The 26,532-nt window shown below is 58.8% G+C and carries 26 protein-coding genes; 14 read left to right on the top strand and 12 right to left on the bottom strand.

Features of this window, described 5'->3' with window-relative positions:
* Genes mnmG through ACR0IK_RS10295 form a run of 4 tightly spaced genes read left to right on the top strand, consistent with a single transcriptional unit; the run spans position 1 to position 4,190 of the window.
* On the top strand, positions 1-1,869 hold the full coding sequence (gene mnmG / locus ACR0IK_RS10310; protein WP_480641408.1) for a tRNA uridine-5-carboxymethylaminomethyl(34) synthesis enzyme MnmG: 1,869 nt from the start codon (positions 1-3) through the stop codon (positions 1,867-1,869).
* Positions 1,866-2,480, top strand: a complete 615-nt coding sequence (gene rsmG / locus ACR0IK_RS10305; protein WP_480641407.1) for a 16S rRNA (guanine(527)-N(7))-methyltransferase RsmG — start codon at positions 1,866-1,868, stop codon at positions 2,478-2,480. The genes mnmG and rsmG overlap by 4 nt, the downstream gene beginning before the upstream one ends.
* Positions 2,473-3,276 carry a ParA family protein gene (locus ACR0IK_RS10300; protein ID WP_480591965.1) on the top strand — a complete coding sequence of 268 codons (804 nt, stop codon included), beginning with the start codon at positions 2,473-2,475 and terminating at the stop codon, positions 3,274-3,276. The genes rsmG and ACR0IK_RS10300 overlap by 8 nt, the downstream gene beginning before the upstream one ends.
* 20 nt (positions 3,277-3,296) lie before the next feature.
* Positions 3,297-4,190, top strand: a complete 894-nt coding sequence (locus ACR0IK_RS10295) for a ParB/RepB/Spo0J family partition protein (protein WP_480641406.1) — start codon at positions 3,297-3,299, stop codon at positions 4,188-4,190.
* On the opposite strand, the gene ACR0IK_RS10290 is transcribed toward ACR0IK_RS10295, so the two are convergent.
* Genes ACR0IK_RS10290 through rph form a run of 4 tightly spaced genes read right to left on the bottom strand, consistent with a single transcriptional unit; the run spans position 4,180 to position 7,005 of the window.
* Entirely contained in the window at positions 4,180-4,533 is a 354-nt protein-coding gene (locus ACR0IK_RS10290; RefSeq protein WP_480641488.1) for a YbaN family protein, read from the bottom strand. The genes ACR0IK_RS10295 and ACR0IK_RS10290 overlap by 11 nt on opposite strands.
* Before the next feature lie 3 nt (positions 4,534-4,536).
* Positions 4,537-5,691, bottom strand: coding sequence for a radical SAM family heme chaperone HemW (hemW, locus tag ACR0IK_RS10285; protein ID WP_480641405.1), 1,155 nt, complete (start codon positions 5,689-5,691; stop codon positions 4,537-4,539).
* The gene (gene rdgB, locus ACR0IK_RS10280) at positions 5,681-6,295 is read right to left on the bottom strand and encodes an RdgB/HAM1 family non-canonical purine NTP pyrophosphatase (RefSeq protein WP_480641404.1); all 615 of its coding nucleotides are present in this window, start codon (positions 6,293-6,295) and stop codon (positions 5,681-5,683) included. The genes hemW and rdgB overlap by 11 nt, the downstream gene beginning before the upstream one ends.
* Positions 6,292-7,005: a ribonuclease PH gene (gene rph / locus ACR0IK_RS10275; RefSeq protein ID WP_480641403.1), complete on the bottom strand. Its 714-nt coding sequence runs from the start codon at positions 7,003-7,005 to the stop codon at positions 6,292-6,294. The genes rdgB and rph overlap by 4 nt, the downstream gene beginning before the upstream one ends.
* Before the next feature lie 112 nt (positions 7,006-7,117).
* On the opposite strand from rph, the gene hrcA reads away from it, so the two are divergent.
* Positions 7,118-8,182 carry a heat-inducible transcriptional repressor HrcA gene (hrcA, locus tag ACR0IK_RS10270; protein WP_480641402.1) on the top strand — a complete coding sequence of 355 codons (1,065 nt, stop codon included), beginning with the start codon at positions 7,118-7,120 and terminating at the stop codon, positions 8,180-8,182.
* Positions 8,183-8,192: 10 nt separating this feature from the next.
* Positions 8,193-8,756: a nucleotide exchange factor GrpE gene (locus ACR0IK_RS10265; RefSeq protein WP_480591953.1), complete on the top strand. Its 564-nt coding sequence runs from the start codon at positions 8,193-8,195 to the stop codon at positions 8,754-8,756.
* Positions 8,757-8,787: 31 nt separating this feature from the next.
* Here the strand turns inward: ACR0IK_RS10265 and mutS are convergent, their stop codons facing one another.
* The gene (mutS, locus tag ACR0IK_RS10260; RefSeq protein ID WP_480641487.1) at positions 8,788-11,400 is read right to left on the bottom strand and encodes a DNA mismatch repair protein MutS; all 2,613 of its coding nucleotides are present in this window, start codon (positions 11,398-11,400) and stop codon (positions 8,788-8,790) included.
* A gap of 161 nt (positions 11,401-11,561) precedes the next feature.
* Between mutS and ACR0IK_RS10255 the strand changes: the two genes are divergently transcribed.
* Both ACR0IK_RS10255 and ACR0IK_RS10250 read left to right on the top strand, forming a co-directional pair.
* A complete protein-coding gene (locus ACR0IK_RS10255; protein WP_480591952.1) occupies positions 11,562-13,826 on the top strand; it encodes an NADP-dependent malic enzyme in 2,265 nt (754 codons plus the stop codon).
* On the top strand, positions 13,823-14,692 hold the full coding sequence (locus tag ACR0IK_RS10250) for a ribokinase (RefSeq protein ID WP_480641401.1): 870 nt from the start codon (positions 13,823-13,825) through the stop codon (positions 14,690-14,692). Before ACR0IK_RS10255 ends, ACR0IK_RS10250 begins: the two co-directional genes overlap by 4 nt.
* Here the strand turns inward: ACR0IK_RS10250 and msrA are convergent.
* The 5 genes from msrA to ACR0IK_RS10225 all read right to left on the bottom strand — a co-directional run bounded on the left by msrA (position 14,689) and on the right by ACR0IK_RS10225 (position 19,284).
* A complete protein-coding gene (gene msrA, locus ACR0IK_RS10245; protein WP_480641400.1) occupies positions 14,689-15,360 on the bottom strand; it encodes a peptide-methionine (S)-S-oxide reductase MsrA in 672 nt (223 codons plus the stop codon). The genes ACR0IK_RS10250 and msrA overlap by 4 nt on opposite strands.
* Before the next feature lie 96 nt (positions 15,361-15,456).
* The gene (locus ACR0IK_RS10240) at positions 15,457-15,741 is read right to left on the bottom strand and encodes an SCP2 sterol-binding domain-containing protein (protein ID WP_170326135.1); all 285 of its coding nucleotides are present in this window, start codon (positions 15,739-15,741) and stop codon (positions 15,457-15,459) included.
* 63 nt (positions 15,742-15,804) lie between these two features.
* Positions 15,805-16,848 (bottom strand): M48 family metallopeptidase, encoded by a 1,044-nt coding sequence (locus ACR0IK_RS10235; RefSeq protein ID WP_480641399.1) that lies wholly within the window; start codon positions 16,846-16,848, stop codon positions 15,805-15,807.
* A gap of 3 nt (positions 16,849-16,851) precedes the next feature.
* Entirely contained in the window at positions 16,852-17,919 is a 1,068-nt protein-coding gene (locus tag ACR0IK_RS10230) for a YjgN family protein (RefSeq protein WP_480641398.1), read from the bottom strand.
* Between the two features lie 141 nt (positions 17,920-18,060).
* A complete protein-coding gene (locus ACR0IK_RS10225) occupies positions 18,061-19,284 on the bottom strand; it encodes an argininosuccinate synthase (RefSeq protein WP_480641397.1) in 1,224 nt (407 codons plus the stop codon).
* A gap of 140 nt (positions 19,285-19,424) precedes the next feature.
* Between ACR0IK_RS10225 and ACR0IK_RS10220 the strand changes: the two genes are divergently transcribed.
* Positions 19,425-20,165 carry a hypothetical protein gene (locus tag ACR0IK_RS10220; protein ID WP_480641396.1) on the top strand — a complete coding sequence of 247 codons (741 nt, stop codon included), beginning with the start codon at positions 19,425-19,427 and terminating at the stop codon, positions 20,163-20,165.
* 58 nt (positions 20,166-20,223) lie between these two features.
* A complete protein-coding gene (ilvA, locus tag ACR0IK_RS10215) occupies positions 20,224-21,450 on the top strand; it encodes a threonine ammonia-lyase IlvA (RefSeq protein ID WP_480591939.1) in 1,227 nt (408 codons plus the stop codon).
* On the opposite strand, the gene ACR0IK_RS10210 is transcribed toward ilvA, so the two are convergent.
* Positions 21,447-21,776: an Hpt domain-containing protein gene (locus ACR0IK_RS10210; protein WP_480641395.1), complete on the bottom strand. Its 330-nt coding sequence runs from the start codon at positions 21,774-21,776 to the stop codon at positions 21,447-21,449. The genes ilvA and ACR0IK_RS10210 overlap by 4 nt on opposite strands.
* Positions 21,777-21,908: 132 nt before the next feature.
* On the opposite strand from ACR0IK_RS10210, the gene ACR0IK_RS10205 reads away from it, so the two are divergent.
* Positions 21,909-23,204, top strand: coding sequence for a PP2C family protein-serine/threonine phosphatase (locus tag ACR0IK_RS10205; RefSeq protein WP_480592162.1), 1,296 nt, complete (start codon positions 21,909-21,911; stop codon positions 23,202-23,204).
* Here ACR0IK_RS10205 and ACR0IK_RS10200 read toward each other — a convergent pair.
* On the bottom strand, positions 23,201-23,644 hold the full coding sequence (locus ACR0IK_RS10200; protein WP_480591936.1) for an NUDIX hydrolase: 444 nt from the start codon (positions 23,642-23,644) through the stop codon (positions 23,201-23,203). The genes ACR0IK_RS10205 and ACR0IK_RS10200 overlap by 4 nt on opposite strands.
* 76 nt (positions 23,645-23,720) lie before the next feature.
* Between ACR0IK_RS10200 and hslO the strand changes: the two genes are divergently transcribed.
* The 3 genes from hslO to ACR0IK_RS10185 are packed head-to-tail and all read left to right on the top strand — an operon-like array spanning position 23,721 to position 26,438.
* The gene (gene hslO / locus ACR0IK_RS10195; RefSeq protein ID WP_480641394.1) at positions 23,721-24,698 is read left to right on the top strand and encodes an Hsp33 family molecular chaperone HslO; all 978 of its coding nucleotides are present in this window, start codon (positions 23,721-23,723) and stop codon (positions 24,696-24,698) included.
* Positions 24,682-25,287, top strand: coding sequence for a CoA pyrophosphatase (locus ACR0IK_RS10190; RefSeq protein WP_480641393.1), 606 nt, complete (start codon positions 24,682-24,684; stop codon positions 25,285-25,287). The genes hslO and ACR0IK_RS10190 overlap by 17 nt, the downstream gene beginning before the upstream one ends.
* The gene (locus ACR0IK_RS10185; RefSeq protein ID WP_480641392.1) at positions 25,284-26,438 is read left to right on the top strand and encodes a CCA tRNA nucleotidyltransferase; all 1,155 of its coding nucleotides are present in this window, start codon (positions 25,284-25,286) and stop codon (positions 26,436-26,438) included. The genes ACR0IK_RS10190 and ACR0IK_RS10185 overlap by 4 nt, the downstream gene beginning before the upstream one ends.
* The last annotated feature ends 94 nt before the right edge of the window (positions 26,439-26,532 follow it).

Genomic DNA, 26,532 nt, shown 5'->3' with positions numbered 1-26,532 from the left:
GTGAAACATTCGAAGTTTGATGTTGTCGTTGTTGGGGCTGGCCACGCTGGTACTGAGGCTGCTCATGCTGCAGCACGTATGGGAGCCGAGACTGCGCTGGTCACCCTATCCGCCTCCGATATTGGTGTGATGTCTTGTAACCCGGCTATCGGCGGATTGGGAAAAGGCCATTTGGTCCGTGAAATCGATGCGCTGGATGGCGTTATGGGCCGGGTCGCGGATCAGGCCGGTATTCAGTTTCGCTTGCTGAACCGCCGCAAAGGTCCGGCAGTACAAGGCCCCCGAACCCAGGCTGATCGTGCGCTATACCGGGCTGCCATGCAAAAGGAAACGCAGGCACAGGATCGTCTGTCGGTCGTGGTCGGAGAGGTCGTCGACTTTCTGATGGACGGGCACAAGGTGGTCGGAATCAGGCTGGCGGACGATACTGAAATTCACGCTGGTGCCGTTATTTTGACTTCAGGCACGTTCCTGCGCGGCATTATCCATATCGGCGATGTTTCTAGGCCAGGGGGGCGGATGGGGGATCGGCCCTCAGTCAAGCTGGCAGAACGATTGGACAGTCTTGATCTACCGATGGGTCGTTTGAAAACCGGGACACCGCCACGGTTGGACGGTCGGACAATCGACTGGTCCGATCTTGAACGTCAGGACGGAGACGACGACCCCACGCTGTTTTCCTTTCTCTCCACGTCCGTTGTCGCACCGCAGATTTCATGCGGTATCACGCATACAAACGCGCGCACCCATGAGATCATCGAAAAGAACCTGTCTCGATCTGCTATGTACGGTGGGCATATCGATGGGGTGGGGCCCAGATACTGTCCTTCGATAGAAGACAAGATTGTGCGATTTGCGGAAAAGGACTCCCATCAGATTTTCCTTGAACCCGAAGGGGTTGATGATCACACGATCTATCCAAACGGTATTTCAACGTCTTTGCCTCAAGATGTGCAGCAAGATTATGTGCACTCAATTAAAGGGCTTGAGAATGCCAAAATCCTGCAGCCTGGTTATGCAATTGAGTACGATTATGTCGACCCACGTGTTCTGACATCCTCTTTGTCCTTACCTGAAGCACCGGGACTATACCTTGCGGGTCAGATCAACGGTACAACAGGATATGAGGAAGCTGCTGCCCAAGGCCTCGTCGCGGGGCTGAATGCCGCTTTGGCTGTATTTGGACGAGATCCCGTTCATTTCACCCGGGCCGACAGCTATATCGGTGTAATGATTGACGATCTGACCACGCGTGGTGTGGCGGAGCCGTACCGTATGTTCACTTCTCGGGCGGAGTTTCGACTGTCCTTGCGAGCAGACAATGCCGATCAGCGGCTGACACCTTTGGGTACAGACCTTGGGTGCGTGGGAGAGGAACGCCAAGCCCGGTTTGCCGAGAAGATGGGCAAACTCACCTCTGCCAAATCCATGTTGACGGATCGCACATACACGCCGAAAGAGGCGCGCGCCGTGGGAATTAACGTCAATCAGGACGGCAATCGCAGGGATGGTATGGCGCTATTGGCGTTCCCAGATGTCTCGTTTGATGATCTGGTTCCCCTTGTCCCTGAATTGGGAGATGTCGAAACAGATATCCGGCTTCAAGTTGAGCGTGACGCGCTTTATGCAAACTACATCGCGCGTCAGCAAAAAGATGTCGAAGCGATGAAACGTGATGAATCTTATGAAATTCCGTGGGATTTCGACTATTCTTCGCTGGAAGGTCTGTCTTCCGAGATGAAACAAAAGCTTTCACAGGCCCGACCGGTGAATATCGCTCAGGCCGGGCGCGTCGAAGGGGTGACACCAGCAGCACTTACATTGCTGTTGGCCAAATTGAGGCGCGGGCAAAAGGTACGCAAGGCATGAGCCACGAAATCTTTGATGGTTTGAGTGTTTCACGTGAAACATTCGAGCGGCTCGAGACCTATGTAGATCTGGTGCAACGCTGGAATCCGAAGATCAATCTGGTATCCCGCAACAGTTTAAAGGACATCTGGACGCGGCACATTCTGGATTCCGTACAGGTTTACCGCTGTGCAGATGCGTTCAAAACCTGGGTGGATTTGGGCAGCGGGGGCGGGTTCCCCGGTATGGTCTGCGCAATCATGGGCATCGAAGAAGCGCCAGAAGCCAAGTTCACATTCGTGGAAAGCGATCAGCGTAAATCGGCGTTCCTGCGCAGCGTGGCAAGAGAATGCGGCGCCAATTGTACTGTCATTTCAAAGCGAATCGAAAACGTGGAACCGATACTAGCGGACGTTCTTTCTGCGCGGGCTCTTGCGGATCTTAAGGCATTATTGTCATTTTGTGACAGACATTTAGGAAAAACTGGTACAGCTTTGTTGCCGAAAGGTGCAAGCTGGAAAAAAGAGCTGGAAGCCGCACGTGAGGAATGGAACTTCGAGTGCGAGGCGATTACAAGTTTAACTGAACCCCAAGCTGTTATCCTAAGGATCAAAGGAGTATCGCGTGGTTGATCTGTCTCGCCCCTCAGGGCCTCGGATAATTGCGGTTGCCAATCAGAAGGGTGGGGTGGGAAAGACGACGACGGCTATCAATCTGGCTGCAGGTTTGGCCGAAGCCGGGTGCAGGGTACTGGTTGTCGACCTCGATCCACAAGGAAACGCGTCAACCGGCCTAGGCGTCGAAGACCGGGACTGGACGACTTACGATCTGATCCTTGACGACGCGCCGCTTGAGGCGGTCGTGCAAGAGACGGAAATAGAAGGCCTGTTTGTAATCCCCGCAACCGTCGACTTGAGTTCGGCCGACATCGAACTGATTTCGAACGAAAAGCGCAGCTACCTTTTGCATGACGCGCTGCGGCAGACGTCAATTGATAAGTTCGAGCTTGATTTTGTGCTTATCGACTGCCCGCCTTCGTTGAACCTGCTGACCGTAAACGCCATGGTTGCGGCTCATTCTGTTCTGGTTCCGCTGCAAAGCGAGTTCTTTGCACTTGAGGGGTTGTCGCAGTTGATGCTGACGATACGAGAAGTCCGCCAAACCGCGAATCCGGATCTCAGAATCGAAGGTGTTGTGTTAACCATGTATGATAACCGCAACAACTTGTCCCGTCAGGTCGAAAAGGATGCACGTGACAATCTGGGTGAGATGGTATTTAAAACCAAGATACCCAGAAATGTGCGGGTCAGCGAGGCGCCGTCTTACGCTTTGCCGGTTCTGCAGTATGATTCGGGGTCGTTGGGGGCGATGGCGTATCGGCACCTGGCGCGCGAAGTCATGTATAAGAATAAGAAAGCCGCCGCCTGAGCGGCAGTGAGGAGGGCTCAGTGGCTGTCAAGAAATCAAAACCCCGAGGTTTGGGCCGCGGATTGTCCGCTCTGATGGCAGATGTGACGCAGGAAGCCCAGGGTCATGTCCCGTCAGAACCCCGTCGGCCGGATATGAAAGTCCCGATCGAAAAGCTGCGGGCCAACCCGAACCAGCCGCGCCGGACCTTTTCGCCGGACCAGCTGGACGAATTGGCGGCCTCGGTCAAAGAAAAAGGCATCATTCAGCCGCTGATCGTGCGCGAAGTTAACGGTAGCCAATATGAAATCGTGGCTGGTGAGCGCCGCTGGCGGGCCGCTCAGATGGCACAGCTTCACGATATTCCGGTCATCGTGCGTGATTTTGACGATACCGAGGTGCTGGAAGTCGCGATTATCGAGAACATTCAACGGGCAGATCTGAATGCCGTAGAAGAGGCTGCAGGCTACAAACAGCTGATGGATCGGTTCGGGCATACGCAGGAAAAACTGGCCGAAGCCCTGGGCAAAAGCCGCAGTCATATCGCGAACCTGCTGCGTTTGCTGTCGCTGCCGCTGGATGTGCAGACTCTGGTGATCGAAGGAAAGCTGTCGGCGGGCCATGCACGGGCGCTGATTACCGCGGAAAACCCGTCTGAGTTGGCGAAAATCGTGGTGCGGGACGGGCTTTCGGTGCGGGCGACAGAAGCGCTGGTGAAGAAACAGCAGGGCGATCAGGTTAAGGCTGCACCACGCTCCAGAAACCTGGATGCAGGTAAGGACGCAGACACGCGGGCGCTTGAGAAGGATCTGTCCGCGATTCTGGCGATGAAGGTTGTGATCAACCACAAGGCCGGAACCGAAACCGGGCAGGTGGTGCTGACCTATGAAAACCTGGATCAGTTGGACGATCTTTGCGCCAAGCTCAGCCGTTAGGCCGGGTCCAGATAAAGACCATTACGCAGCCCAACACCAAGGCCTGGATGATCAGGACATGGGAGGGCAAGGCCAACAAGATAGACAAGCCAAATACGGCGGCGATCGAAATGGTCGCCGCCTTTTTTGCGCCCGGGCGAATGGCGCCCGAAGATTGCCAGTCTACAATCAACGGCCCGAAGGAGCGGTGCGTGATCAGCCAATTATGCAGGCGCGAGGACGACCGAGCGAAGAAGAACGCTGCCAAAAGCAGAAATGGCACCGTTGGCAGCAGGGGCAGGACGATGCCCACCATCGCAAGGCCGACGCAGATCAATCCCAGAATGGCCCAGATGTATTGCATCATCTATCCTAACAATTCCCGGATAACCGCATTCAGCACGGCTCGCCCGTCTTTGGTGGCGATTAGTCGTCCGTTTGTCTGATCGATCATGCCAAACCCAGCCAGATCAGACAGTTTATCCTGTGGCAAAGGTAGGTCTGATAAATTGTTATATCTATCAATATCTAGCCCCTCCCTGATACGTAGACCCATCATAAGGTATTCATTTGCCTGATCTTGCCGTGAAAGTGTGGTGCGCTCTTTTTCTCCGGACCCGCTTTCAACAGCGTTCAGCCACGCGGCAGGCGACAAATAGGTTTCCGTCGCCAGTTTTTGACCGTTCAGCGTGATGCGCCCATGCGCCCCGGGTCCGACACCGACATAATCGCCATAGCGCCAATAGATCAGGTTGTGCAGCGATTCCGCGCCGGGTCTGGCGTGGTTGGACACCTCATAGGCGGGCAGGCCGTGTGCCTCGCAGATTTCTTGCGTCGCCAGATACATATCGGCGGCGCTGTCATCCTCAGGCAACCCGCGCAGTTTTCCGATGGCGTAGCGGGCGCCGAACGCTGTGCCTTCCTCGATGGTCAGCTGGTACAGCGAAAGGTGGTCGACGGCCATCGACAGTGCCTCGGTCAGTTCCGCGCGCCAGGCATCCGGGGTTTGATGCTGGCGGGCGTAGATCAGGTCAAAGCTCACCCGGTCAAAACAATTGCGGGCGATGTCAAAGGCGACGCGGGCCTCGGCCACGGTGTGAATGCGACCCAGCCGGCGCAGGTCTTCGTCGTTCAAGGCCTGCACACCCATCGAGATGCGGTTCACGCCAGCATCGCGATAGGCGGCAAAGCGACCAGCCTCAACTGATCCGGGATTGGCCTCGAGCGTGATTTCCATGTCATTGGATGGCCGCCATAGGGCACGAGCCTCGTCGATGACGGCGGCGACGGTGTCGGGCTGCATAAGGGACGGGGTGCCGCCGCCAAAGAATATCGTGTTCAGGACGCGGTCAGGTGTTTCAGCGGACGAACGGCGCAACTCGCTTAAGTAAGATATAAGCCATTGTTTTTCATCAATATTACGGGAAACATGGCTGTTGAAGTCACAATAGGGGCATTTGGCCTCGCAAAAAGGCCAATGCACATAAAGGCCAAAGCCCCCGTTGCGCCAATCATCCGCCAAAGCAGCCTTTCACGAACATCTCCACCGCGCGGCCGCGATGGCTGATCTTGTTCTTTTCCCAGCGATCCATTTCGGCAAAGGTAATGTCGTACCCGTCGGGGACAAACATCGGGTCATAACCAAATCCGCCTTCGCCCCGGATCGGCCAGACCAGATGGCCGGGGGCGATACCCTCGAAGACCTCGTCATGGCCGTCTGGCCAGGCCAGAACCAACGTGCTGCGGAACTGTGCGGTGCGGGGATGGGCGGCGTTCTTCGCCTCCAGCTCGTCATGGGCGCGGGTCATCGCCATCAGGAAATCGCGGCCGTTGCCGGTTTCGGCCCAATCGGCGGTGTAAACACCTGGTGCGCCGTCCAGCGCATCGATAGTGATCCCGGAATCGTCCGACAGGGCAGGCAGGCCGGTCGCCTTGGCGGCGGCATGGGCTTTGATCCGGGCGTTGCCGACGAATGTGTCCTCGGTTTCCTCCGGTTCGGGCAGGTTCATCTCTGCCGCGCCAATGACCGTCACACCAAAGGGTTCGAGGAGATGGGCCATCTCCTCGAGTTTGCCTTTGTTATGCGTGGCCACCAGCAGCTTGTCGCTGTCGAACTTGCGGGTCATGCAGTGGCGTCCTTTTGCGCAGCAGCCAGTTCGGCCACGCCTTTTTCAGCCAGATCCATCAACTGATCCATCTGGGCGCGGCTGAAGACCGAGCCTTCGGCGCTCATCTGCACTTCGATCAGTTTGCCGGAACCGGTCATGATGAAGTTGCCGTCCACGCCTGCCTCACTGTCCTCGGGGTAGTCGAGATCCAGAACCGGCTGACCTGCATAGATACCGCAAGACACTGCGGCAACCGGATCGAGCAGCGGATCGGATATCACGTCACCCGCCTTCATCAGCTTGTTCACGGCAAGGCGCAGTGCAACCCAACCACCTGTGATCGACGCGCAGCGGGTGCCGCCATCGGCCTGGATCACATCGCAGTCCACAGTGATTTGACGTTCACCCAGCGCAACCCGATCCACACCGGCGCGCAGGGCGCGGCCGATCAGGCGCTGGATTTCAACGGTGCGACCGCCCTGCTTGCCGCTTGCAGCCTCACGCCGCATCCGGGTGTTGGTCGCACGGGGCAGCATTCCGTATTCGGCAGTTACCCAACCCAGGCCCGAGCCTTTGATGAAGGGCGGCACGCGATCTTCGATCGTGGCGGTGCACAGCACGTGGGTGTCGCCCATTTTTATCAGGCAGGAACCTTCGGCATGTTTGGTGAACCCCGTTTCGATTGAAACGGTGCGCATTTCGCTTAAATCTCGTCCTGAGGGTCGCATGAAAAATCCTTTGATTGCTGGGTTGGGGATAACGCCCCGCGGCGTTGCGATGCAACCCCGATTGACCTTTCATTTGCCTGCGATTTAATGACGACCCAGCAGGGGGCCGCCGATGAGCGAAGCGAGCAAAATTCTGAATGAGATGAACGACCGGTCACGCGAAGTATTCCGGTTGATCGTAGAAAGCTATCTGGATAGCGGCGAGCCCGTCGGTAGCCGTACCCTGACCCGTACCCTATCGGAAAAGGTCAGTGCCGCGACAGTGCGGAACGTGATGCAGGATCTGGAGTTTCTGGGCTTATTGGACAGCCCGCATGTTAGTGCGGGACGGATTCCAACACAGCAGGGGCTGCGTATGTTCGTGGATGGGCTGCTTGAAATCGGCGATCTGGGTGCGGATGATCGGCAGAAACTGGACGAGACGTTAGGCTCTAACGCAGGTGATGTGGGCGGAATGCTGGATCGTGTGGGTGCGGCATTGTCACACGTGACACAAGGCGCCTCGCTGGTGCTGACACCCAAGCATGAGGCCGAGATCAAGCATATTGAGTTCGTTTCTCTGGGTCATGACCGGGCTTTGGTGGTTTTGGTGTTCTCGGACGGTCAGGTGGAAAACCGCCTGTTCACGCCGCCACCGGGGCAGACGCCCAGTTCTATGCGCGAGGCGGCGAATTTCCTGAACGCGCTCATCGAGGGGCGAACACTGGGTGAAGTACGCCGTCAGATGCAGACCCAGATCGACGCCCGTAAGCAAGAGATCGACGCGCTGGCGCGGGCGATGGTCGAAAGCGGTATGGCCGCCTGGGACGGGGACGGAGGCGACTCGGCCCGTCTGATCGTACGCGGACGGGCGAATCTGCTGAATGAACCGGGTCAGCAAGAGGAACTGGACCGTATCCGAACCCTGTTTGACGATCTCGAACGCAAGCGTGACATCGCCGAATTCCTCGAATTGGCCGAAGAAGGCGAGGGTGTGCGCATTTTTATCGGCTCTGAGAACAAACTTTTCTCACTTTCGGGTTCCTCTTTGGTGGTGTCTCCTTATATGAACGCTGATCGAAAGATAATCGGTGCGGTCGGGGTCATCGGGCCCACGCGTCTGAATTATGGACGGATCGTGCCGATCGTGGATTATACGGCGCAACTGGTCGGCAAGCTGATATCCGACCGGAGCTAGAGGGTAAGAGATGGCAGAGCCCAAGAACGAAGATTTTCTGGACGATATCGCAACGGCCGAAGCGGAAGAGCTGGCGGAAGAAATCGCGGAATTCAGCGACGAAGCGCTGGAACTGGATGAGCTGCGTGCCGAGCGTGACGATTACAAGGACAAGTTCATGCGCGCCTTGGCGGATGCCGAGAATGCGCGCAAGCGTGGTGACAAAGCCCGCCGGGATGCGGAACAGTATGGTGGGTCGAAGCTGGCGCGTGACATGCTGCCGGTCTATGACAACATGAAACGCGCACTTGAAGCGGCGACCGATGAGCAGAAAGAAGTTGCTGCTGGCCTGCTGGAAGGAGTGGAACTGACCATGCGCGCGCTGAAGGACGTGTTCCAGAAACACGGGATTGAAGTCATCACGCCCGAGGTTGGTGACCGATTCGATCCGAATATCCATGAAGCCATGTTCGAAGCGCCGGTGCCCGGTACCCGTGCTGGTGACATCATTCAGGTTTCAGCCGAAGGTTTCATGCTGCATGACCGCTTGCTGCGCCCGGCGCAGGTTGGCGTGTCATCGACGCCCGCAAGCTAAGAGGCTATGGAACTGAACAGTGTCGAGGCGGTCAGGTTCTGGCCGCCTCTTTCAGTTTGTAGATCAGATCCAGGGCTTCGCGCGGGGTCAATTCATCCGGCAGGATGTCATCCAGCAAATCCGTAACCGGTGAGGTTTTGGGCGCCGGAGGCGGCGGCGGAGCGGCTGAGAACAGCGGCAGGTCGTCGATCAGGGCTTTCTGTTTGCCACCTTCGCGTTCAGTTTTCTCCAGTTGATCCAAAACCACGCGGGCGCGCTCCACGACCGAGGCAGGCAGGCCAGCCAACTGCGCAACCTGAACACCATAGGACCGGTCGGCGGCGCCTTTGTGAACCTCGTGCAGGAAGATCACCTCGCCTTCCCATTCCTTGACGGCGACGGTGGCGTTGTCGACACCTTCCAGATTACCGGCCAGAGCAGTCAATTCGTGGTAGTGGGTGGCAAAAAGCGCGCGGCATTTGTTAGCGGCGTGCAGATGTTCCAGCGTGGCCCAGGCGATGGACAGGCCGTCATAAGTAGCGGTACCGCGACCAATTTCGTCCAGAATGACCAGCGCGTGGTCATTTGCCTGATTCAGGATGGCGGCGGTTTCAACCATCTCGACCATAAAGGTCGAGCGGCCCCGGGCCAGATCGTCCGAGGCTCCGACCCGGCTGAAAAGCTGACTGACGACACCGATATGCGCCTGTTCCGCAGGGACATAGCTGCCCATCTGGGCCAGCAGTGCGATCAAGGCGTTCTGGCGCAGGAAAGTCGATTTACCAGCCATGTTGGGACCGGTCAGCAACCAGATCGCAGCGCCTTGGTCAGCACTCAGATCGCAGTCGTTGGCAATAAAGGCGTCGCCGCTTTGCTGGCGCAGCGCATGTTCCACGACGGGGTGACGGCCACCCTGTACATCAAAGGCGCGTGAGGTGTCGACTTGCGGACGGCACCAGTTTTCTCCACGCGCCAGATCGGCGAGAGCAGTGGTCAAATCCAGCTCGGCCAGCCCACGGGCGGCCTGGTTAAGTCGGGCAGAAAGGGCCAGAATATCATCAGAAAGCCTTTGATAGAGCCGCTTTTCGATCTCCAGCGCCAGATTCCCGGCGTTCAGGATGCGGGTTTCGATCTCGGAGAGTTCCACAGTTGTGAACCGCACCTGATTGGCGGTGGTCTGGCGGTGGATATAGGTCTCGGAGAATGGCGGGTTCAGCATCTTCTCGGCATGGGTGGCCGTGGTTTCGATGAAATAGCCCAGCACGTTGTTGTGTTTGATCTTCAACGAGGTGATGCCGGTATGTTCCGCGTATTTCTGCTGAAATCCGGCGATGACCGAGCGGCCTTCGTCGCGCAGGGTGCGGGCTTCGTCCAACTCGGCGTCGAAACCGGGGGCGATGAAACCGCCGTCGCGGGCCAAAAGGGGCGGTTCAGCGACAAGGGCCTCGTCCAGCAGGTTCAACAGATCATCAAAACCCACGAGGTTTTGCAAAGCGGTCGCCAGCAAAACCGGCAGGTCCTGACCCTCGCAAATTCCGGCAATTGCCGCGGCTTGGGTCAGCCCGTTGCGAATGGCGGCCAGATCGCGGGGGCCGCCGCGGTCCAGCGACAGGCGAGACAAGGCGCGGTCTAGATCGGGGGTTTTGCGCAGCGCTTCGCGCAGGTCCGAGGCGGTCAGGCTGTCATCGGTGGCGTAGGACACCGCGTCCAACCGGGCATGGATTACATCTAAATTGCGTGAGGGGCTGGAGAGGCGTTGCTCCAGCAAGCGCGCGCCGCCCGGAGTCACGGTTCGGTCGATCACGGACAACAGTGATCCGGCGCGACCGCCGGCCAGGGATCGCGTCAGTTCCAGATTGCGGCGCGTGGCGGCGTCAATTTGTACAACGCGGTCTTCGGATTCCTTCAGCGGTGTTTGCAAAAGGGGCAGTTTGCCCTTTTGCGTAATCTCGAGATAGTCGATCAGCGCGCCCATGGCCGAAATCTCGGCGCGCCCAAACGAACCAAACGCGTCCAGCGCGCCCACGTGAAACAATCCGCAGATGCGTTTTTCGGCGGCGGTGCTGTCGAAGCTGGCCCGCCCAACCGGGGTTAATGAGATCCCCAGATCGCGCACCGGTTCTCCCAGCTTATCCTGTACACCATCGGCCACGATCAACTCGGACGGGGCCAGCCGCGCCAGCTCTGGGCTGAGGCGGACGGAGGTCAAAGGCATCACGTGAAACGCGCCGGTCGAGATATCTGCCCAGGCCAGCGCCGCCTCGTCCCGGACTTCGGCATAGGCGGCCAGGAAGTTGTGGCGACGGGCTTCCAACAGGGCGTCCTCGGTCAGTGTGCCGGGGGTCACCAGACGCACCACATCGCGTTTTACAACCGATTTAGAGCCTCTTTTCTTCGCCTCAGCCGGGCTTTCCATCTGTTCGCAGACGGCGACGCGAAAGCCTTTGCGGATCAGGGTCAACAAGTACCCTTCGGCCGAATGCACTGGGACACCGCACATCGGGATATCTTCGCCATTGTGCTTGCCGCGCTTGGTCAGGGCGATGTCCAGCGCCTCGGCCGCGTTCACCGCGTCTTCGAAAAACATCTCGTAGAAATCGCCCATGCGGTAAAATAGCAGGGCGTCCGAATGGGCCTCTTTGATCTCGAGATATTGCGCCATCATCGGCGTGACTATGGACAAAAGCGGTCCCTTTCTGGCGTGTTCCGGGCGCGACCTTACAAATCCCGCATCTTCTGTAAAAGCCGAAAACTCATTCTCGTTGAGGCGCGCGTTCTCCTGCGTTATGAGGCGACAGCCCCGAAGTCATGGAAACGACCAAAAAGATGCCCAAAACGAAGATCACCAAAGAAGAGGCGCTGGCCTTTCACCTCGATCCGACCCCCGGCAAGTGGGAGGTGCAAGCCACCGTTCCCATGACCACGCAGCGCGATCTGTCGCTGGCCTACAGCCCGGGAGTTGCTGTTCCATGTGAAGCCATCGCCGAAGCGCCTGAGACGGCGTATGACTATACCAACAAGGGCAACCTTGTTGCGGTGATCTCGAACGGGACCGCGGTTCTGGGCCTTGGAAATCTGGGCGCACTGGGGTCGAAACCGGTAATGGAAGGCAAATCAGTCCTGTTCAAACGGTTCGCCGACGTGAACTCGATCGATATCGAGCTGGACACCGAGGACCCGGATGAGTTCTGTCGTGCGGTGCGGCTGATGGGACCGACCTTCGGTGGCATCAATCTGGAAGACATCAAGGCGCCCGAGTGTTTCATCATCGAACAACGCCTAAAGGAAGAGATGGATATTCCGGTCTTCCACGATGACCAGCATGGCACAGCGGTGATCTGTGCGGCGGGCCTGCTGAACGCGCTGCACATCTCGGGTAAGAAGATCGAGGATGTGAAGATCGTCCTGAATGGTGCGGGGGCGGCGGGGATTGCCTGTATCGAACTGCTCAAGTCGATGGGCGCGCGGCATGAGAACTGCATCGTCTGTGACACCAAGGGTGTGATCTATCAGGGCCGGACCGAGGGCATGAACCAGTGGAAATCGGCCCACGCGATCACCACCGATCTGCGAACGCTGGAAGATGCGATGAAAGGTGCCGACGTGTTCCTGGGCGTGTCGGTCAAAGGGGCGGTGACGCAGGATATGGTTGCCAGCATGGCCGACAACCCGGTGATTTTCGCCATGGCGAACCCCGATCCCGAGATCACGCCGGAAGAAGCCCATGAGGTCCGCGTGGATGCCATCGTCGCTACCGGTCGCAGCGACTACCCGAATCAGGTGAACAACGTTCTGGGCTTCCCCTACTTGTTCCGGGGCGCGCTGGATATTCACGCCCGCGCCATCAATGACGAGATGAAGATCGCCTGTGCACACGCGCTGGCCCGTCTGGCGCGCGAGGATGTACCGGATGAGGTCGCCATGGCCTATCGCAAATCGCTGACCTTTGGTCGCGACTATATTATTCCAACGCCGTTCGATCCGCGTCTGATCCACCGTATCCCACCCGCCGTGGCCAAGGCGGGTATGGATACCGGCGCGGCCCGCCGTCCGATCATCGACATGGACGCGTATGAGCTGAGTCTGAAATCCCGCATGGATCCGACCGCCAGCATCCTGCGCGGCCTGAACGCCCGTGCGCGCCAGGCCCAAAGCCGCATGATCTTTGCCGAGGGCGACGATCCCCGCGTGCTGCGCGCGGCGGTGACCTATCAGCGTTCGGGCTTTGGCAAGGCGCTGGTTGTGGGTCGTGTCGAGGACGTCAAGCAAAAGCTGGAAGAGGCCGGTCTGGGCGATGCCGTGCGCGAGCTGGAGGTGGTGAATGCCGCCAACACCGCGCATCTCGATACCTATAACGACTTCCTGTATAAACGCCTGCAGCGTAAGGGGTTTGACCGCAAGGACATTCACCGGCTGGCCGCCCGCGACCGGCATGTGTTCTCCTCCCTGATGCTGGCGCACGGGCATGGCGACGGTCTGGTAACCGGGGCCACGCGCAAATCGGCGCATGTTCTGGACCGGATCAACCACGTGTTCGACGCTGACGCGGCCCATGGTGCGGCTGGTGTCACCGCGCTGCTGCACAAGGGCCGCATCGTTCTGATCGGGGATACGTTGGTGCATGAATGGCCGGATGAGAACGACTTGGCGAATATTGCCGAACGGGCGGCCGCCGTGGCCCGCCACATGGGGCTTGAGCCGCGCGTGGCTTTCGTCAGCTTTTCGACCTTCGGTTATCCGGTGTCGGAACGGGCCGAGAAGATGCACCGCGCTCCTGCCGTTCTGGACCAACGCGGCGTCGATTTCGAATACGAAGGCGAAATGACCGTGGATGTGGCCCTGAACGTGGACCAACAGGCGGGTTACCCGTTCCAGCGTCTGACCGGCCCTGCGAATATCCTGATCGTGCCCGCACGGCACTCGGCGTCGATTTCGACCAAGCTGATGCAGGAAATGGGTGGCGCCACGGTGATCGGCCCAATCCTGTCGGGTGTCGACAAGCCGATCCAGATCTGTTCGACCGTCTCGACGGCGAATGACATCCTGAACATGGCCATTCTGGCCTCGTGCGATATTTCGGGCAAACCATGACGATCTGGAATCTCGGCTCGATCAACGCGGACATGATTTATGATGTGCCGCACCTGCCTGGGCCGGGAGAGACCCTTTCGGCCAATCGACTGGATCGGTTTCTGGGTGGCAAGGGGGCAAATATGTCCGTGGCCTCGGCGCGAGCCGGGGCACAGGTGGCGCATATCGGGGCCGTGGGGCCAGATGGGCGCTGGGCGCGGGATCGGTTGACGGAATACGGCGTCGACACCCGCTATGTTGCTGAGGTCGATGTACCCACCGGTCACGCCATCATTGCTGTGGATGCGCAGGGCGAGAATAATATCATCCTGTTTCCGGGTTCGAACCACGCAATCACGCCGGACCAGCTAGGGCAGGCGCTGTCCTCTGCATCGCAGGGTGATCTGCTGGTGATGCAGAATGAAACCACCCTGCAGGTCGAGGCCGCAAAGATAGCCCGTGCGCTGGGCTTGTCCGTCTGCTACGCCGCAGCCCCGTTTCAGGCCGCGGCGGTGCAGGCCGTATTGCCCTATCTGGATTTTCTGATCCTGAATGAGGTCGAGGCCGAGCAGTTGCGCGATGCCACCGGACAATCGGTGACCGACCTGAATATCGAACATGTGATCGTCACGTTGGGCTCAAAAGGCGCGCGGTATTACCATCGCGGCGAGGCCTCGGACTTTCCTGCCCATAAGGTGCAAGCCGTGGATACTACAGGTGCCGGCGATACGTTCACCGGATATGTCCTGGCGGGAATGGATCACGGGATGCCGATGGCGCAAGCCATCGCCCAGGCAAATCGTGCCGCGGCCCTGATGGTCACGCGGCACGGAACGGCGGATGTGATCCCCGACCTCAAAGAAGTGCACGAGGCGCGGTTCGATTAAGACCCGGCAAACGGCGCCGCGCTGCCCCAGAGTTGCTTGACCCGGGCATCGCGGCCACAGGCTTTGCGATAGGCTTTGTAGGCGCTGTGCTGGCGCTTGGGGCCAAAGCGGGTCAGGACCAGCTTGGTGCCCTTGTAATAATCCTGATGATAGGCTTCTGCCGGAAAGAACGCACCTTGCTGCAGGATCGGCGTGACAACCGTTTGCCCCAAGGCGCGCTGCGCATCAGCCTTGGCCCGCTGCGCAAGCGCCTTTTCCCCCGCGTTAGAGACGAAAATCGCCGTGCGATAACTGTCCCCCCGGTCGCAGAACTGACCGCCTGCATCGGTTGGATCAACCGAGCGGAAGAACATATTCAACAGCGTTTCACGGGACACCCGGGCCGGGTCAAATGTGATCTGGACCGCCTCGTAATGACCGGTGCCGCCTTTGGTAACCTGATCATAGGTTGGATTGGCGGTTTTACCGCCGGTAAAGCCCGAGACCGCTCCGATCACGCCCGGTACGGATTCGAAATCGGATTCGACACACCAGAAACAGCCCCCCGCAACTGTCAGGGTCTCGGTCCCGGCGGCCGGTGCGGGCGCGGCGCGCAGCAGGGCGGCCAGCGCGATCAAAGCAAACAGCAGCGTTGGCTTGACGAAGTCGAAATAGGCGATGCGGGTCATGGCAGGGCTCCTTTCGGGATCAGGCTGCCCTGACTTATGCACCGGCGCAATCCGCTGACATGGTTTGTCACGCGGTGGTGAGACGAGTTTATCGCCTCAGCCCAACAGTTGCCCCAGCTTCATCGCCACACCCATATTGCCCGAGATCTTGAGCTTGCCCAGTGCCACCCCGGTCATCGGGTTCAGCTTGCCGGTCAGCAGCTTGGTCAGGTTGTCCTGTGAGATGCGGATGGTGCAATCGGTGTCGCGATCCTGCGTGCTTGCCTGATTGTCGGCCAGCACGATGACGCCGTCATCGCCGCAGTCGAATTTCAACGAGCCTTCAAAGCTGCGCCCGACCAGATTTTTCTGAATGCCATCGGCGATAGCGGCAAGTGTCATGGGGTCCCTCCTGTTTCAGCCACAGGGTTAGGGGGCAGTCGGGGCGCAGGCAATAGCCCGCGCCTAGTGACCTTGGGTCACGGATTTCAGGTTTTCCAGACGATCCTCGAACCGCGGGTGCGTGCTGAGCCAATCTATATCCTGATCGCCGAATTCCTGTTCCAGCAACTCGAAGAAGTCCGACAGGCCATTGGGGTCGAAACCAGCCTTTTTGGCCAGATCGACGCCGAACTGGTCCGCTGCCAACTCGTGCTGGCGGGAATAGGACAGGGACAGGATCAGGTTACCTTCCAGCAGCACCTGTTCCAACACCGGGCCGGTATCGCCCGCCATCATCCCGATCAGTACAAACGCTCCAAGCGAGCGGTAGATTTGTGTCAGCCCGTGCTGTTCGGCCACATGCCCGATCTCATGCCCGATCACCCCGGCCAGCGCATCGGTTGAGACCCGCCGCACCAGGTCGTCGGTCACCACAATCGTGCCACCCGGCAGGGCAAAGGCGTTCGGGCCCATTCCCGGAAGGTCGCGGAATTCCAGAGTGTAGTCGTGATCCTCGGCTGCGGGACCCAGCGCCGCCAGAACCCGGTCGAAACTGTCCTGAACCCTGGCTTTGTCCCGGTCGCTCAGGGCGCTGGGCTCAGTCATGATCTGATCCAGCGCCTGCATCACACCGGCATCAATGGCGGCCACAAGCGGCGGAGGGGTCATCCACACCGCCAGCGCCACCAGCACCGAAAGCCCGTATTTCCACACACCCCAGATCGCGACCAGACTGGCCAGTGTGACAAGGATAAGACGGGGGTGGAACTTCTCTGCCTGATGCAGGCGCGATCCGCTGGAGTCGGCGATCAGATGCTCGAGCGCTGCGTGCTTGTCGGTCAGAAACAGGGTGCCGTCCGGGAACTTCACCCGCCGTTCGGTTGATCCGACGCGGGTCTCCACCGACAGCTCCTCGGGGGTGCAGCGGGTCTGGATCTGACCCTGATCGCCAATCAGCCAGACGGTATTGGTGCCCACTGCCAGCCGCGCAGGGATCTCGCGCGAGCTGAGAGGCGGATAGGCGCGCCCGTGGACAGGCGCGCCGATATCTTCGGGAAACGCGCTCAAAGGTCAGACCGCGATGCCGATGTCAAAGCCCTCGATATCCCCGTAGGCGTCGCCAATGGCACTGACTTGTGCGCTGACGTCGCCCACGAAATCATCCAGCGGACCGGCAGGGACGAATGTGGTGTGATTGGCCAGATAGCGTACCCGGCGTACATGCGCCCAGGGCAGCATCAGACCCAGTGTCATCGCGACAATTACAGCATTCGAAACGGAAATCCACAGCAGACGCAGGGCGTTCACATCCGAATAGAACCGGTGCCCGTCGCCCAGAATAGTGTAGTTGTAGACCGTATTGCGAACCATGGCGCGATAAATGATCGTTGCTGGAACCAGCACCAGCAGAAGAAATGCGTAGATCGTGAAAACGGCCAGGATTGCCGTGATGTCTTCGGGGTTGTCTTCAAGGGCCAGAAATGCGTCGAACGTGGACAGGTTCACCCCCAGCAGGGTACCAATCACGGCAACGCTGACAATGACCCAGGCAGCTGTTGCCAGAAAGGCCTTGTAAAAAGGCGCAATCGGGCTGTCGAAATGCAGAGGCGTGGTGCCGAAGCTGTGCCCGCTCACGTGAAACCTCTGGATCGAGCGGGTCACGAAGGGCCATGTGGTATAGATCGTCAGCGCCGCGATGAGGGGGTATAGGAAATAGTTGGCCGCGGCCGACCCCCATCTGCCCTGAAAATCGAACCGCACGTTCGACCAGCTGGACATGCGTGCCTGAAACCGCAAGGACCGCACCAGCAGGTAGGGGATCAGGAACACCAAACCCAGCAACATGACCAGGTTCACCAGCGGAATTGCGCCCAGAACTGTGAAGGCGATGATCCCGGCGATCACGATCAGCCGCCCGATCAGGATCTGCACGCCCGTCGCGTGATAGTCAAAGCTGCGCCCGGCGACATAGGTGTTCTGGTAAAAGTACTTTTTCGTGCGCACCTTGGCCCAGGCGCTGTAGATGCCAAAGGTCAATAGCGACAACAGCAGGTTTACGATCCAGATGCCGAAGTATTCGCTCGCTGATCCCCGAAACTCAAATTCTGCCGGGGGTTCCTGTCGGTGATCTGCCTGCATGAATGCCTCGATTGGATTGAATGAAAAACGGGCCGGACTCCTTACTGGACCGACCCGTTCTGTGTGTTCAACCAACCGGGCAATTCTGCGGCAAAGTTGCGACCCGTCCGGTCAATTCAACTTTTTTGTGCAGAAGTTCCTCTACTTCAGGCGTTTGTCCCGTGCTGCCAGCAGTTTCAGGCGCAGCGCGTTCAACTGGATGAAGCCTGCCGCGTCCTTCTGATCGTAAGCGCCTGCATCTTCCTCAAAGGTCACATGTGCTTCGGAATAGAGCGAGTGATCCGACCAGCGGCCAACGGTCGAGGCCAGACCTTTGTACAGTTTCACGCGGACGGTGCCGGTGACGTGTTCTTGGCTCTTGTCAATTGCGGCCTGCAGCATCTCACGCTCGGGCGAGTACCAGAAACCGTTATAGATCAATTCGGCATATTGCGGCATCAGCTGATCTTTCAGGTGCATCGCGCCGCGGTCCATGGTGATGGATTCGATGCCACGGTGTGCTTCCAGCAGGATGGTGCCGCCCGGCGTTTCATAGATGCCGCGCGATTTCATACCAACGAAACGACCTTCGACCAGGTCCAGACGGCCAATACCGTGCTTGCCGCCATATTCGTTCAGCTTGGTCAGGATGGTGGCGGGGCTCATCGCTTCGCCATTGATGCTGACCGCGTCGCCTTTTTCAAAACCGATCTCGATGTACTCGGGCTCGTTCGGCGCATCCTCGGGGTGGACGGTGCGCTGATAGACATAGTCGGGCGCCATGTCGGCGGGGTCTTCCAGAACCTTACCTTCCGACGAGGTGTGCAACAGGTTGGCATCGACCGAGAAGGGTGCCTCGCCGCGTTTGTCCTTGGCAATCGGGATCTGGTTTGCTTCGGCAAACTCCAGCAGCTTGGTACGGCTGGTCAGATCCCATTCACGCCATGGGGCAATAACCTTGATCTCGGGGTTCAGCGCATAAGCTGCCAGCTCAAAGCGAACCTGATCGTTGCCCTTGCCGGTCGCGCCATGTGCTACGGCGTCAGCACCGGTTTCTTCAGCGATCTCAACCAGACGTTTCGAGATCAGCGGGCGCGCGATCGAGGTGCCCAGCAGATACAGGCCTTCGTACTGTGCGTTGGCGCGGAACATGGGGAAGACGAAATCCCGGACGAACTCTTCGCGGATATCCTCTATATAGATGTTCTCGGGCTTGATCCCCAGCATCTCGGCCTTCTTGCGGGCGGGTTCCAGTTCCTCACCCTGACCCAGATCGGCGGTGAAGGTGACGACCTCACAGCCATACTCGGTCTGCAACCATTTCAGGATGATCGAGGTATCAAGGCCACCGGAATAGGCCAGAACAACTTTCTTGGGCGCGGACATCTGACTTCCCTTTATGCGTAGAACGCTTGGCCCCTAACGGGTTTTGAAAGCGGGGGCAAGTTATCTGCGTTGACGCTGGGCGGGAATTGGGGTGAAACGGGTGCAAAGAGAACAAGGATTGGTTGAGAGGGCGGTTTTCGATGTTGAGTTGGCAGATTTTCAAACATGCGCTTGGGATGATTTTCAATGATTTCGGAACTGCGTTGCGCGTGTCTTCTCCGATCATTGCAGTTTCCTTTCTGGGGGTGGTGCTGTTCATTGTTAAGGGGCAGGCCTATCTCAGCGGAGAACAAGGAGAGTTTGGCGGCGTATTGCTGCTTGGCCTTTTGAACTACGTTGCGGCCCTTTGGGTGGCCGTTTCATGGCATCGTTATTGCCTGCTGGAAGAGTACCCGGAAAAAACATTTCCGGATTTCAACGGGGCACGCATCGTATCGTATTTTGGATGGGGTTTCTTGTTGGGGGCGATCCTCATAGGTTTGGGAGCCCTGCTGTTCGGCGTAGTTTACGCCGCTGGAGGTTTTGCAGGCGGTTCGCTTTCATTGTTTGGCGGAGCTCTTTTGGTCGTCGGGTTGATTTTCATGTTTTGGGTTATTCAGCGGCTTAGCTTGGTGCTTCCAGCAAGCGCTGTAGGTAAGCCAATTAAGCTTGATGACTCGTGGCGTGCTACGCGGCCCATTGCGACGGCGGTCCTGCTCGTTTTTGTAATTTTGGGCGCGTTTGGCTTTGCTCTTGGTCTTGTATCAGGGTTTTTCGGAGCGTTTTCTGAACTTCTTGGGTTTGTGCTTCAGTCTGTTGTGAACTGGGTGATTGCAATGACCAGTTTGAGCGTTCTGACAACGTTTTATGGGGTTTGTGTTGAAAAACGCGAGCTCTCCTGAGCCACGTACACATATGTATTCCTTGCCCTTTCGGCGGTGATGCGGCAGTGAAACGGTCATGACTGATTTCATGACCCGCGCCCGCACCGCCGAACAGGCAATGCGCACCGTGTTTCCGCCCACACCTCTGCAGCGGAATGCCCATCTGTCCGACCGCTATGGCGCGGATATCTGGCTCAAGCGGGAAGACCTGAGCCCGGTGCGGTCCTACAAGATCCGCGGCGCGTTCAATGCCATGCGCAAGCAGCAGGGGCAGGACCTTTTTGTCTGCGCCAGTGCGGGCAACCACGCGCAAGGCGTGGCCTATATGTGCAAGCATCTGGGCGTGAAGGGTGTGATCTTCATGCCGGTGACGACGCCGCAGCAGAAAATCCAAAAGACCCGCATCTTTGGCGGCGACAATATCGAGATTCACCTGATCGGCGACTATTTCGACGACACGCTGGCCGCAGCGCAGGCGTGGTGCGCGCAGCAGGGCGGGCATTTTTTGTCTCCGTTCGACGATGAGGATGTGATCGAAGGGCAGGCCTCATTGGCGGTTGAGATTGAGGCACAGCTGGGCGACTTGCCCGATCACGTGATCCTGCCGGTGGGTGGCGGTGGCATGTCCTCGGGCGTGGCGACGTGGTTCGGGGACCGGACCCATTGCCTGTTTGTCGAGCCTAAGGGTGGGGCTTGCCTGCACGCGGCGATGGCGGCGGGGCATCCGGTGGCGCTGGATCGGGTGGACAACTTTGTCGACGGCGCGGCTGTGGGGAAAATCGGTGCGAAACCTTTTGAGCTGTTGAAGGATCGCCATCTGTCCGACGTGCTGGTCCTGTCCGAAGACCGCATCTGCACTACCATGATCGAGATGCTGAATGTCGAAGGCATCGTGCTGGAGCCCGCCGGCGCACTGGCGATCGAGGCCATTGTTGATGTCCAAAGCTTTATTCGTGGCAAGACTGTGGTCTGCGTCACCTCAGGCGGTAATTTCGATTTCGAGCGTCTGCCCGAAGTCAAGGAGCGGGCGCAGCGTTACTCCGGCGTCAAGAAATACTTCATCCTGCGCCTGCCGCAGCGCCCCGGCGCGCTGAAGGAGTTTCTAAGCATTCTCGGCCCTGAGGATGACATCGCCCGGTTCGAATACATGAAGAAATCGGCACGCAATTTCGGCTCGGTCCTGATCGGAATCGAAACCCGCAAGCCCGAAAACTTCGCCCGCCTGTTCGCGCATCTGGATGAGGCCGGGTTCACCTATACCGACATCACCGAAGACGAGACATTGGCGCAGTTCGTGATCTAGGTCAGGTTCACGGCCTTGGCAGTCAGGAACACAGTGCGGGACTCGTCATAGATCTTCAAAATCGCGGGCAGATCAACCTCAGCCGCCTTGCCAGCGGCGGCGTTGCGTTCGGCATCCTGACAGAGGCTTGAGAAGCGGTCGAACCCAAGGCTCAGCGCGCTGCCCTTGAGGAAATGCATGTTTTGCTCGAACTCGGCCCGGTTTGTGTCCCGGTGCACCCGTTCAATGGTTTCCTGCACTTCGTCCAGAAAGACTTGCACCACCTCGTCAAACTCACCGGCGCCCACCTCATTCCGCAGCTGTCTGACCCTGGACCAGTCGATCATGTTCTGCCTCTCCACACTTATCGCGACATGACCTGCGTAGCCCGAGGCGGGTAAAGAGCGGGTTAAGCAACGCAATCAAGACGCCTTCACGGGATGTTAAATAGCCGCGCGCTAGGGTCGGCGCGTTCAGGTATGGTTGCAGTGCAGAGGGTACAGGTGGCAGAAGGCAGTCAGGCAGAGGCCAGGACAGAGCTGGATTTTGGCGCGATCCAAAAGGTACTTGTCGTTGATGACAGTCGCCTGCAACGGCGGATTCTGGTTGCCTCGCTAAAAAAATGGGGCTTCGAAGTGCTTGAGGCCGACAGCGGTGATGCGGCCATCGAGATGTGCCACGCCTACCCCCCGGATCTGGTGGTCAGCGACTGGGTCATGCCGGGGATGAGCGGGCTGGAATTCTGCCGCGCGTTCCGGGCGCTGGACAGTGAGCAGTACAGCTACTTCATCCTGCTGACCTCAAAAAGCGAAAAGCAGGAGGTGGCAAAAGGACTGGATGCAGGGGCCGACGACTTTCTGATCAAACCGCTTGAGGCCGATGAGCTGCGCGCGCGCATTTCGGCTGGGGCGCGTATTCTGGATATGCAGCGGGAACTGTCCGAGAAAAACCGGTTGATCGAAACCGCTCTGGAAGAACTGCGCGTGGCGCATGATGCCATCGACAAGGATCTGATGCAGGCCCGGAAAATTCAGGACTCGTTGGTGCCGGAACTGACCCGCGAATTCGGCAAGTCGCGGGTCAGCATGTTGCTGAAACCCTGTGGCCATATTGGCGGCGATCTGGTGGGAATGTTCTCGCCCGGGGTCAATCGGCTTGGGTTCTACAGCATCGACGTGTCGGGCCACGGTATCACCTCGGCGATGATGACAGCGCGGCTGGGGGGCTATCTGTCCAGCAAGCATTTTGACCAGAACGTGGCGATGGAAAAGCGGATGGACAAGTTCTATGCGCTGCTACCGCCCGAGCAGGTGGCCGAAATGCTCAATTGCCGCCTGATGGCCGATGCGGGTGTCGAAGAGTATTTTACCATGGTTTATGCGATCGTTGACTTGCGCAATGGGCATCTGAAAATGGTGCAAGCCGGGCACCCACACCCGCTGGTGTTGCGCCACGATGGCAGGACCGAGTTTCTGGGCGAAGGCGGGCTGCCCATCGGATTGCTGTCGGACGTCTCGTTTCAGCAGACCGAAACCTATCTGCATCCCGGCGACAAGCTGTTGCTGTATTCAGATGGCTTTACCGAATGCGGGCTCGCCAGTGGCGGGCTGTTGGAAGAGGAAGGGCTGCGCCGGATGGCTTTGGAATGCGCCCCCGGCCGCAGCGGGACCGAGTTTCTGGACGACATGTTCTGGCGCCTGACACAGGCCATGGCCCCCGGCAGCGGCACGGATGACGACGTCTCGGCCGTTTTCTTTGAATATAACGGGCCCTAGAGCCGGTTCAGGTGTTGAGCGGCAAAGTGGCGGTCACCGGCATTGCCCAGCATTTGCGTTGCATCTGCGGTATCCATCCACAAGGCCTCATGAAACGGCTCGGTCGGCGGGCCGATACGGCGTACGGGGCGGGCGCGGTAGATCAGGCAGACCTTTTCCGCCCACAGGTCGTATTCGGGCATGTAGGTGAACCGCCGGAACGCGCCAACGCGACGTGGCGCGGCCACAAGCCAGCCGGTTTCCTCGAACACTTCGCGGTGCAGGGCGGTGACAGGTGATTCGCCGGGGTCGATCCCGCCGCCGGGCAGTTGCAGGTCGGGGCCGGGCTCCATCTGACAAGTCAGCAAAAGGTGCCGACCACGAGGCAACAATGCATAAACACCCACACGTCTGATGTATTTCTGCCCCGCTTGCGGGGTTTCACCGAACCGTCTGATCATGTATGGCCCCTTACAACCCGAAGTGTTCGACCTATATGGTGGCGGTATGCCAACCTGTGGCGTTTAAGGAAACCCCATGTCTCTTGGAACGAAAATAGCGTGGGACGATACCGTCCTGCCCTTTCAACTTGATGTATCGGATATGCGCGGCCGTGTGGCCCGTCTGGATGGCGTACTCGACGGCATCCTGAAGCAGCATGATTATCCGGAAAAGGTCGAGGCGCTGGTGGCCGAGATGGCCCTGCTGACCGCATTGATCGGCCAGACCATTTCGCTGCGCTGGAAACTGTCGTTGCAGGTTCAGTCCAAGGGCCCGGTGCGCATGATTGCCACCGATTATTACGCACCCAAGCAAGAGGGTGAACCGGCCCGGATCCGCGCCTATGCCAGTTTCGACCGCGACCGCCTGACCAATGGCGCGCCATTTGATCAGGTGGGTGAAGGTTATTTCGCCATCATGATCGATCAGGGCAAGGGTTCGCAGCCCTACCAGGGGATCACACCTCTGGCCGGTGGTTCGATCAGCGCCTGTGCCGAGGCATATTTTGCTCAGTCCGAACAGCTGCCGACCCGGTTCTCGCTAAGCTTCGGCAAATCGACCGAGCCGGGTGTTGGTGAACACTGGCGCGCCGGCGGGGTCATGTTACAGCACATGCCCAAAGCCTCGCCGTTTGTGGCAACCAGCGAGGGTGAAGGCCAGATCCTGACCGCCGAAGATCTGGTGGATGGTGAAGAGGGTGAAAACTGGGGCCGCGTCAATATCCTGCTGGATACAGTCGAAGATCTGGAATTGATCGGGCCTTCGATCGCACCGACCGACCTGCTGGTCCGCCTGTTTCACGAGGAACAGCCGCGGGTTTACGACGCGCAAGCGGTGCAGTTCGGCTGCACCTGTTCCGAGGACCGCGTGCGGCAAAGCCTGTCGATCTACTCGGCCAAGGACATCGAAAAGATGACAACGCCCGAGGGCAAAGTGACCGCCGATTGCCAGTTCTGCGGTGCCCATTATGTGCTGGAACCGGGCACGGTCGGATTTGATGCGGACGACACCTGATCCAACCGAGCAATTACGGGTGGCGCTCAGCCGCCCTGGTCCCGGGTCGAGCGATTTCGACCTTAACCCGGAAACCGTTTTACCCGAGGGCCGCAAGTTGCGCCCGGCAGGCGTTCTGGTGCCGATCTCGGTTTCAACCGGAATACCACGGCTGATCCTGACCAAACGGTCCTCGGCCTTGAAACATCACCCCGGCCAGATCGCCTTTCCTGGCGGCAAGCAGGATGAGGGCGATGTGGATGTCACCGCCACTGCCCTGCGTGAGGCGCAGGAGGAAATCGGTCTGCCGCCTGACTTGCCCGAGATTCTGGGACACCTGCCGACCCATGAGACCGTCACATCTTTTACCGTGACGCCGGTTGTCGCGATCTTACGGGCACCGTTCCAACTGACCCCGGAACCCGGTGAAGTTGATGAGGTATTCTCGGTTCCGCTTGCACATGTACTCAACCCTGCGAATTATTTCGTTGAATCGCGCCGTTGGCGGGGTCACAAAAGGAATTATTACACTGTGCCGTTCGGTCCTTATTACATCTGGGGCGCGACGGCCCGGATGTTGCGGGGATTGGCCGCGCGGGTGAGTGAATGACGCAAATATCGGAAGACTGGGTTACTGACCCGGCAACACAAAAGGTCTGCGCGGCGTTGACCGGGGCTGGGGCACAGGCGCTGTTTGTGGGTGGCTGCGTTCGAAACGCGCTGCTGGGTGCACCAGTCTCGGATATCGACATTGCCACTGATGCGCACCCTGAGCGGGTGATGGAACTGGCACAGGCGGCAGGTCTCAAGGCTATTCCCACCGGCATTGATCATGGCACCATTACCGTGGTCAGTGGTGGTGCCCCGCACGAGATCACCACCTTTCGCCGCGATGTAAAAACCGATGGCCGCCGTGCTGTGGTGGCCTTTTCTGACAAGGTGGAAGAGGACGCCGCGCGCCGCGATTTCACCATGAACGCGATCTATGCCCGGCCCGAAGGCACAGTGCTGGACCCGTTGAATGGTCTGCCCGACCTGCAGGCGCGGCGCGTGCGGTTCATCGGCACGGCCGAAAACCGAATTCGCGAGGATTACCTGCGCTCGCTACGCTATTTCCGGTTCCACGCCTGGTATGGCGATGCCGAGGCCGGGTTCGACCCGGACGCACTGGCGGCGATTGCGGCCAATCTGGACGGGCTGGCTGGCCTGTCGCGCGAACGGGTCGGGGCCGAGCTGCTGAAGCTTATGGGCGCACCCGATCCCGCGCCTTCGGTTGCTGCCATGCGTCAGGCGGGTGTCCTGGCACAGCTGACCCCGGGGGCCGAAGACCGGTCGCTGGCGCCTCTGGTCGTTTTGGAACACCAGGCCGGGGTCACCCCCGAGCCGATCCGACGTCTGGCCGCCATTGCCACCCCTGAGATCGCCAAAACCTTGCGCCTGAGCAAGGCGCAGTTGCAACGGCTGACCCGGATGCGGGATGAGGCCGCAGGCACCGCCAGTATTGCCGAACTGGGCTTCCGCTATGGGGAAGAAGGCGGGATGCACGAAACCCTGTTGCGCTGCGCTTTTCTGGAACAGCCCTGGTCCGAAGACATGCGGCAGGATTTGCGCAAAGGTGCCGCCGCCGATTTTCCGGTTCAGGCGACCGACCTGATCCCTGACTTCACCGGCCCCGCGCTGGGTAAAAAACTGGCCGAGCTTGAAACCCGCTGGATCGCTTCTGGCTTTTCCTTGAATCGCAAGGACCTGCTGGGCGGTTGAGACGAAGTCTCAAAAAGGGATGACAAAATAATCATATTGTGGTTACGTGCCCCTGTTACCTGATTTGGAGGGAGGCATGCGAATGTATTACGGG

The sequence above is a fragment of the Ruegeria sp. BF7 genome, from assembly GCF_056538605.1.
Note: the sequence above shows the minus strand (reverse complement) of the source record. Positions and strands in the feature narration are given on the sequence as shown.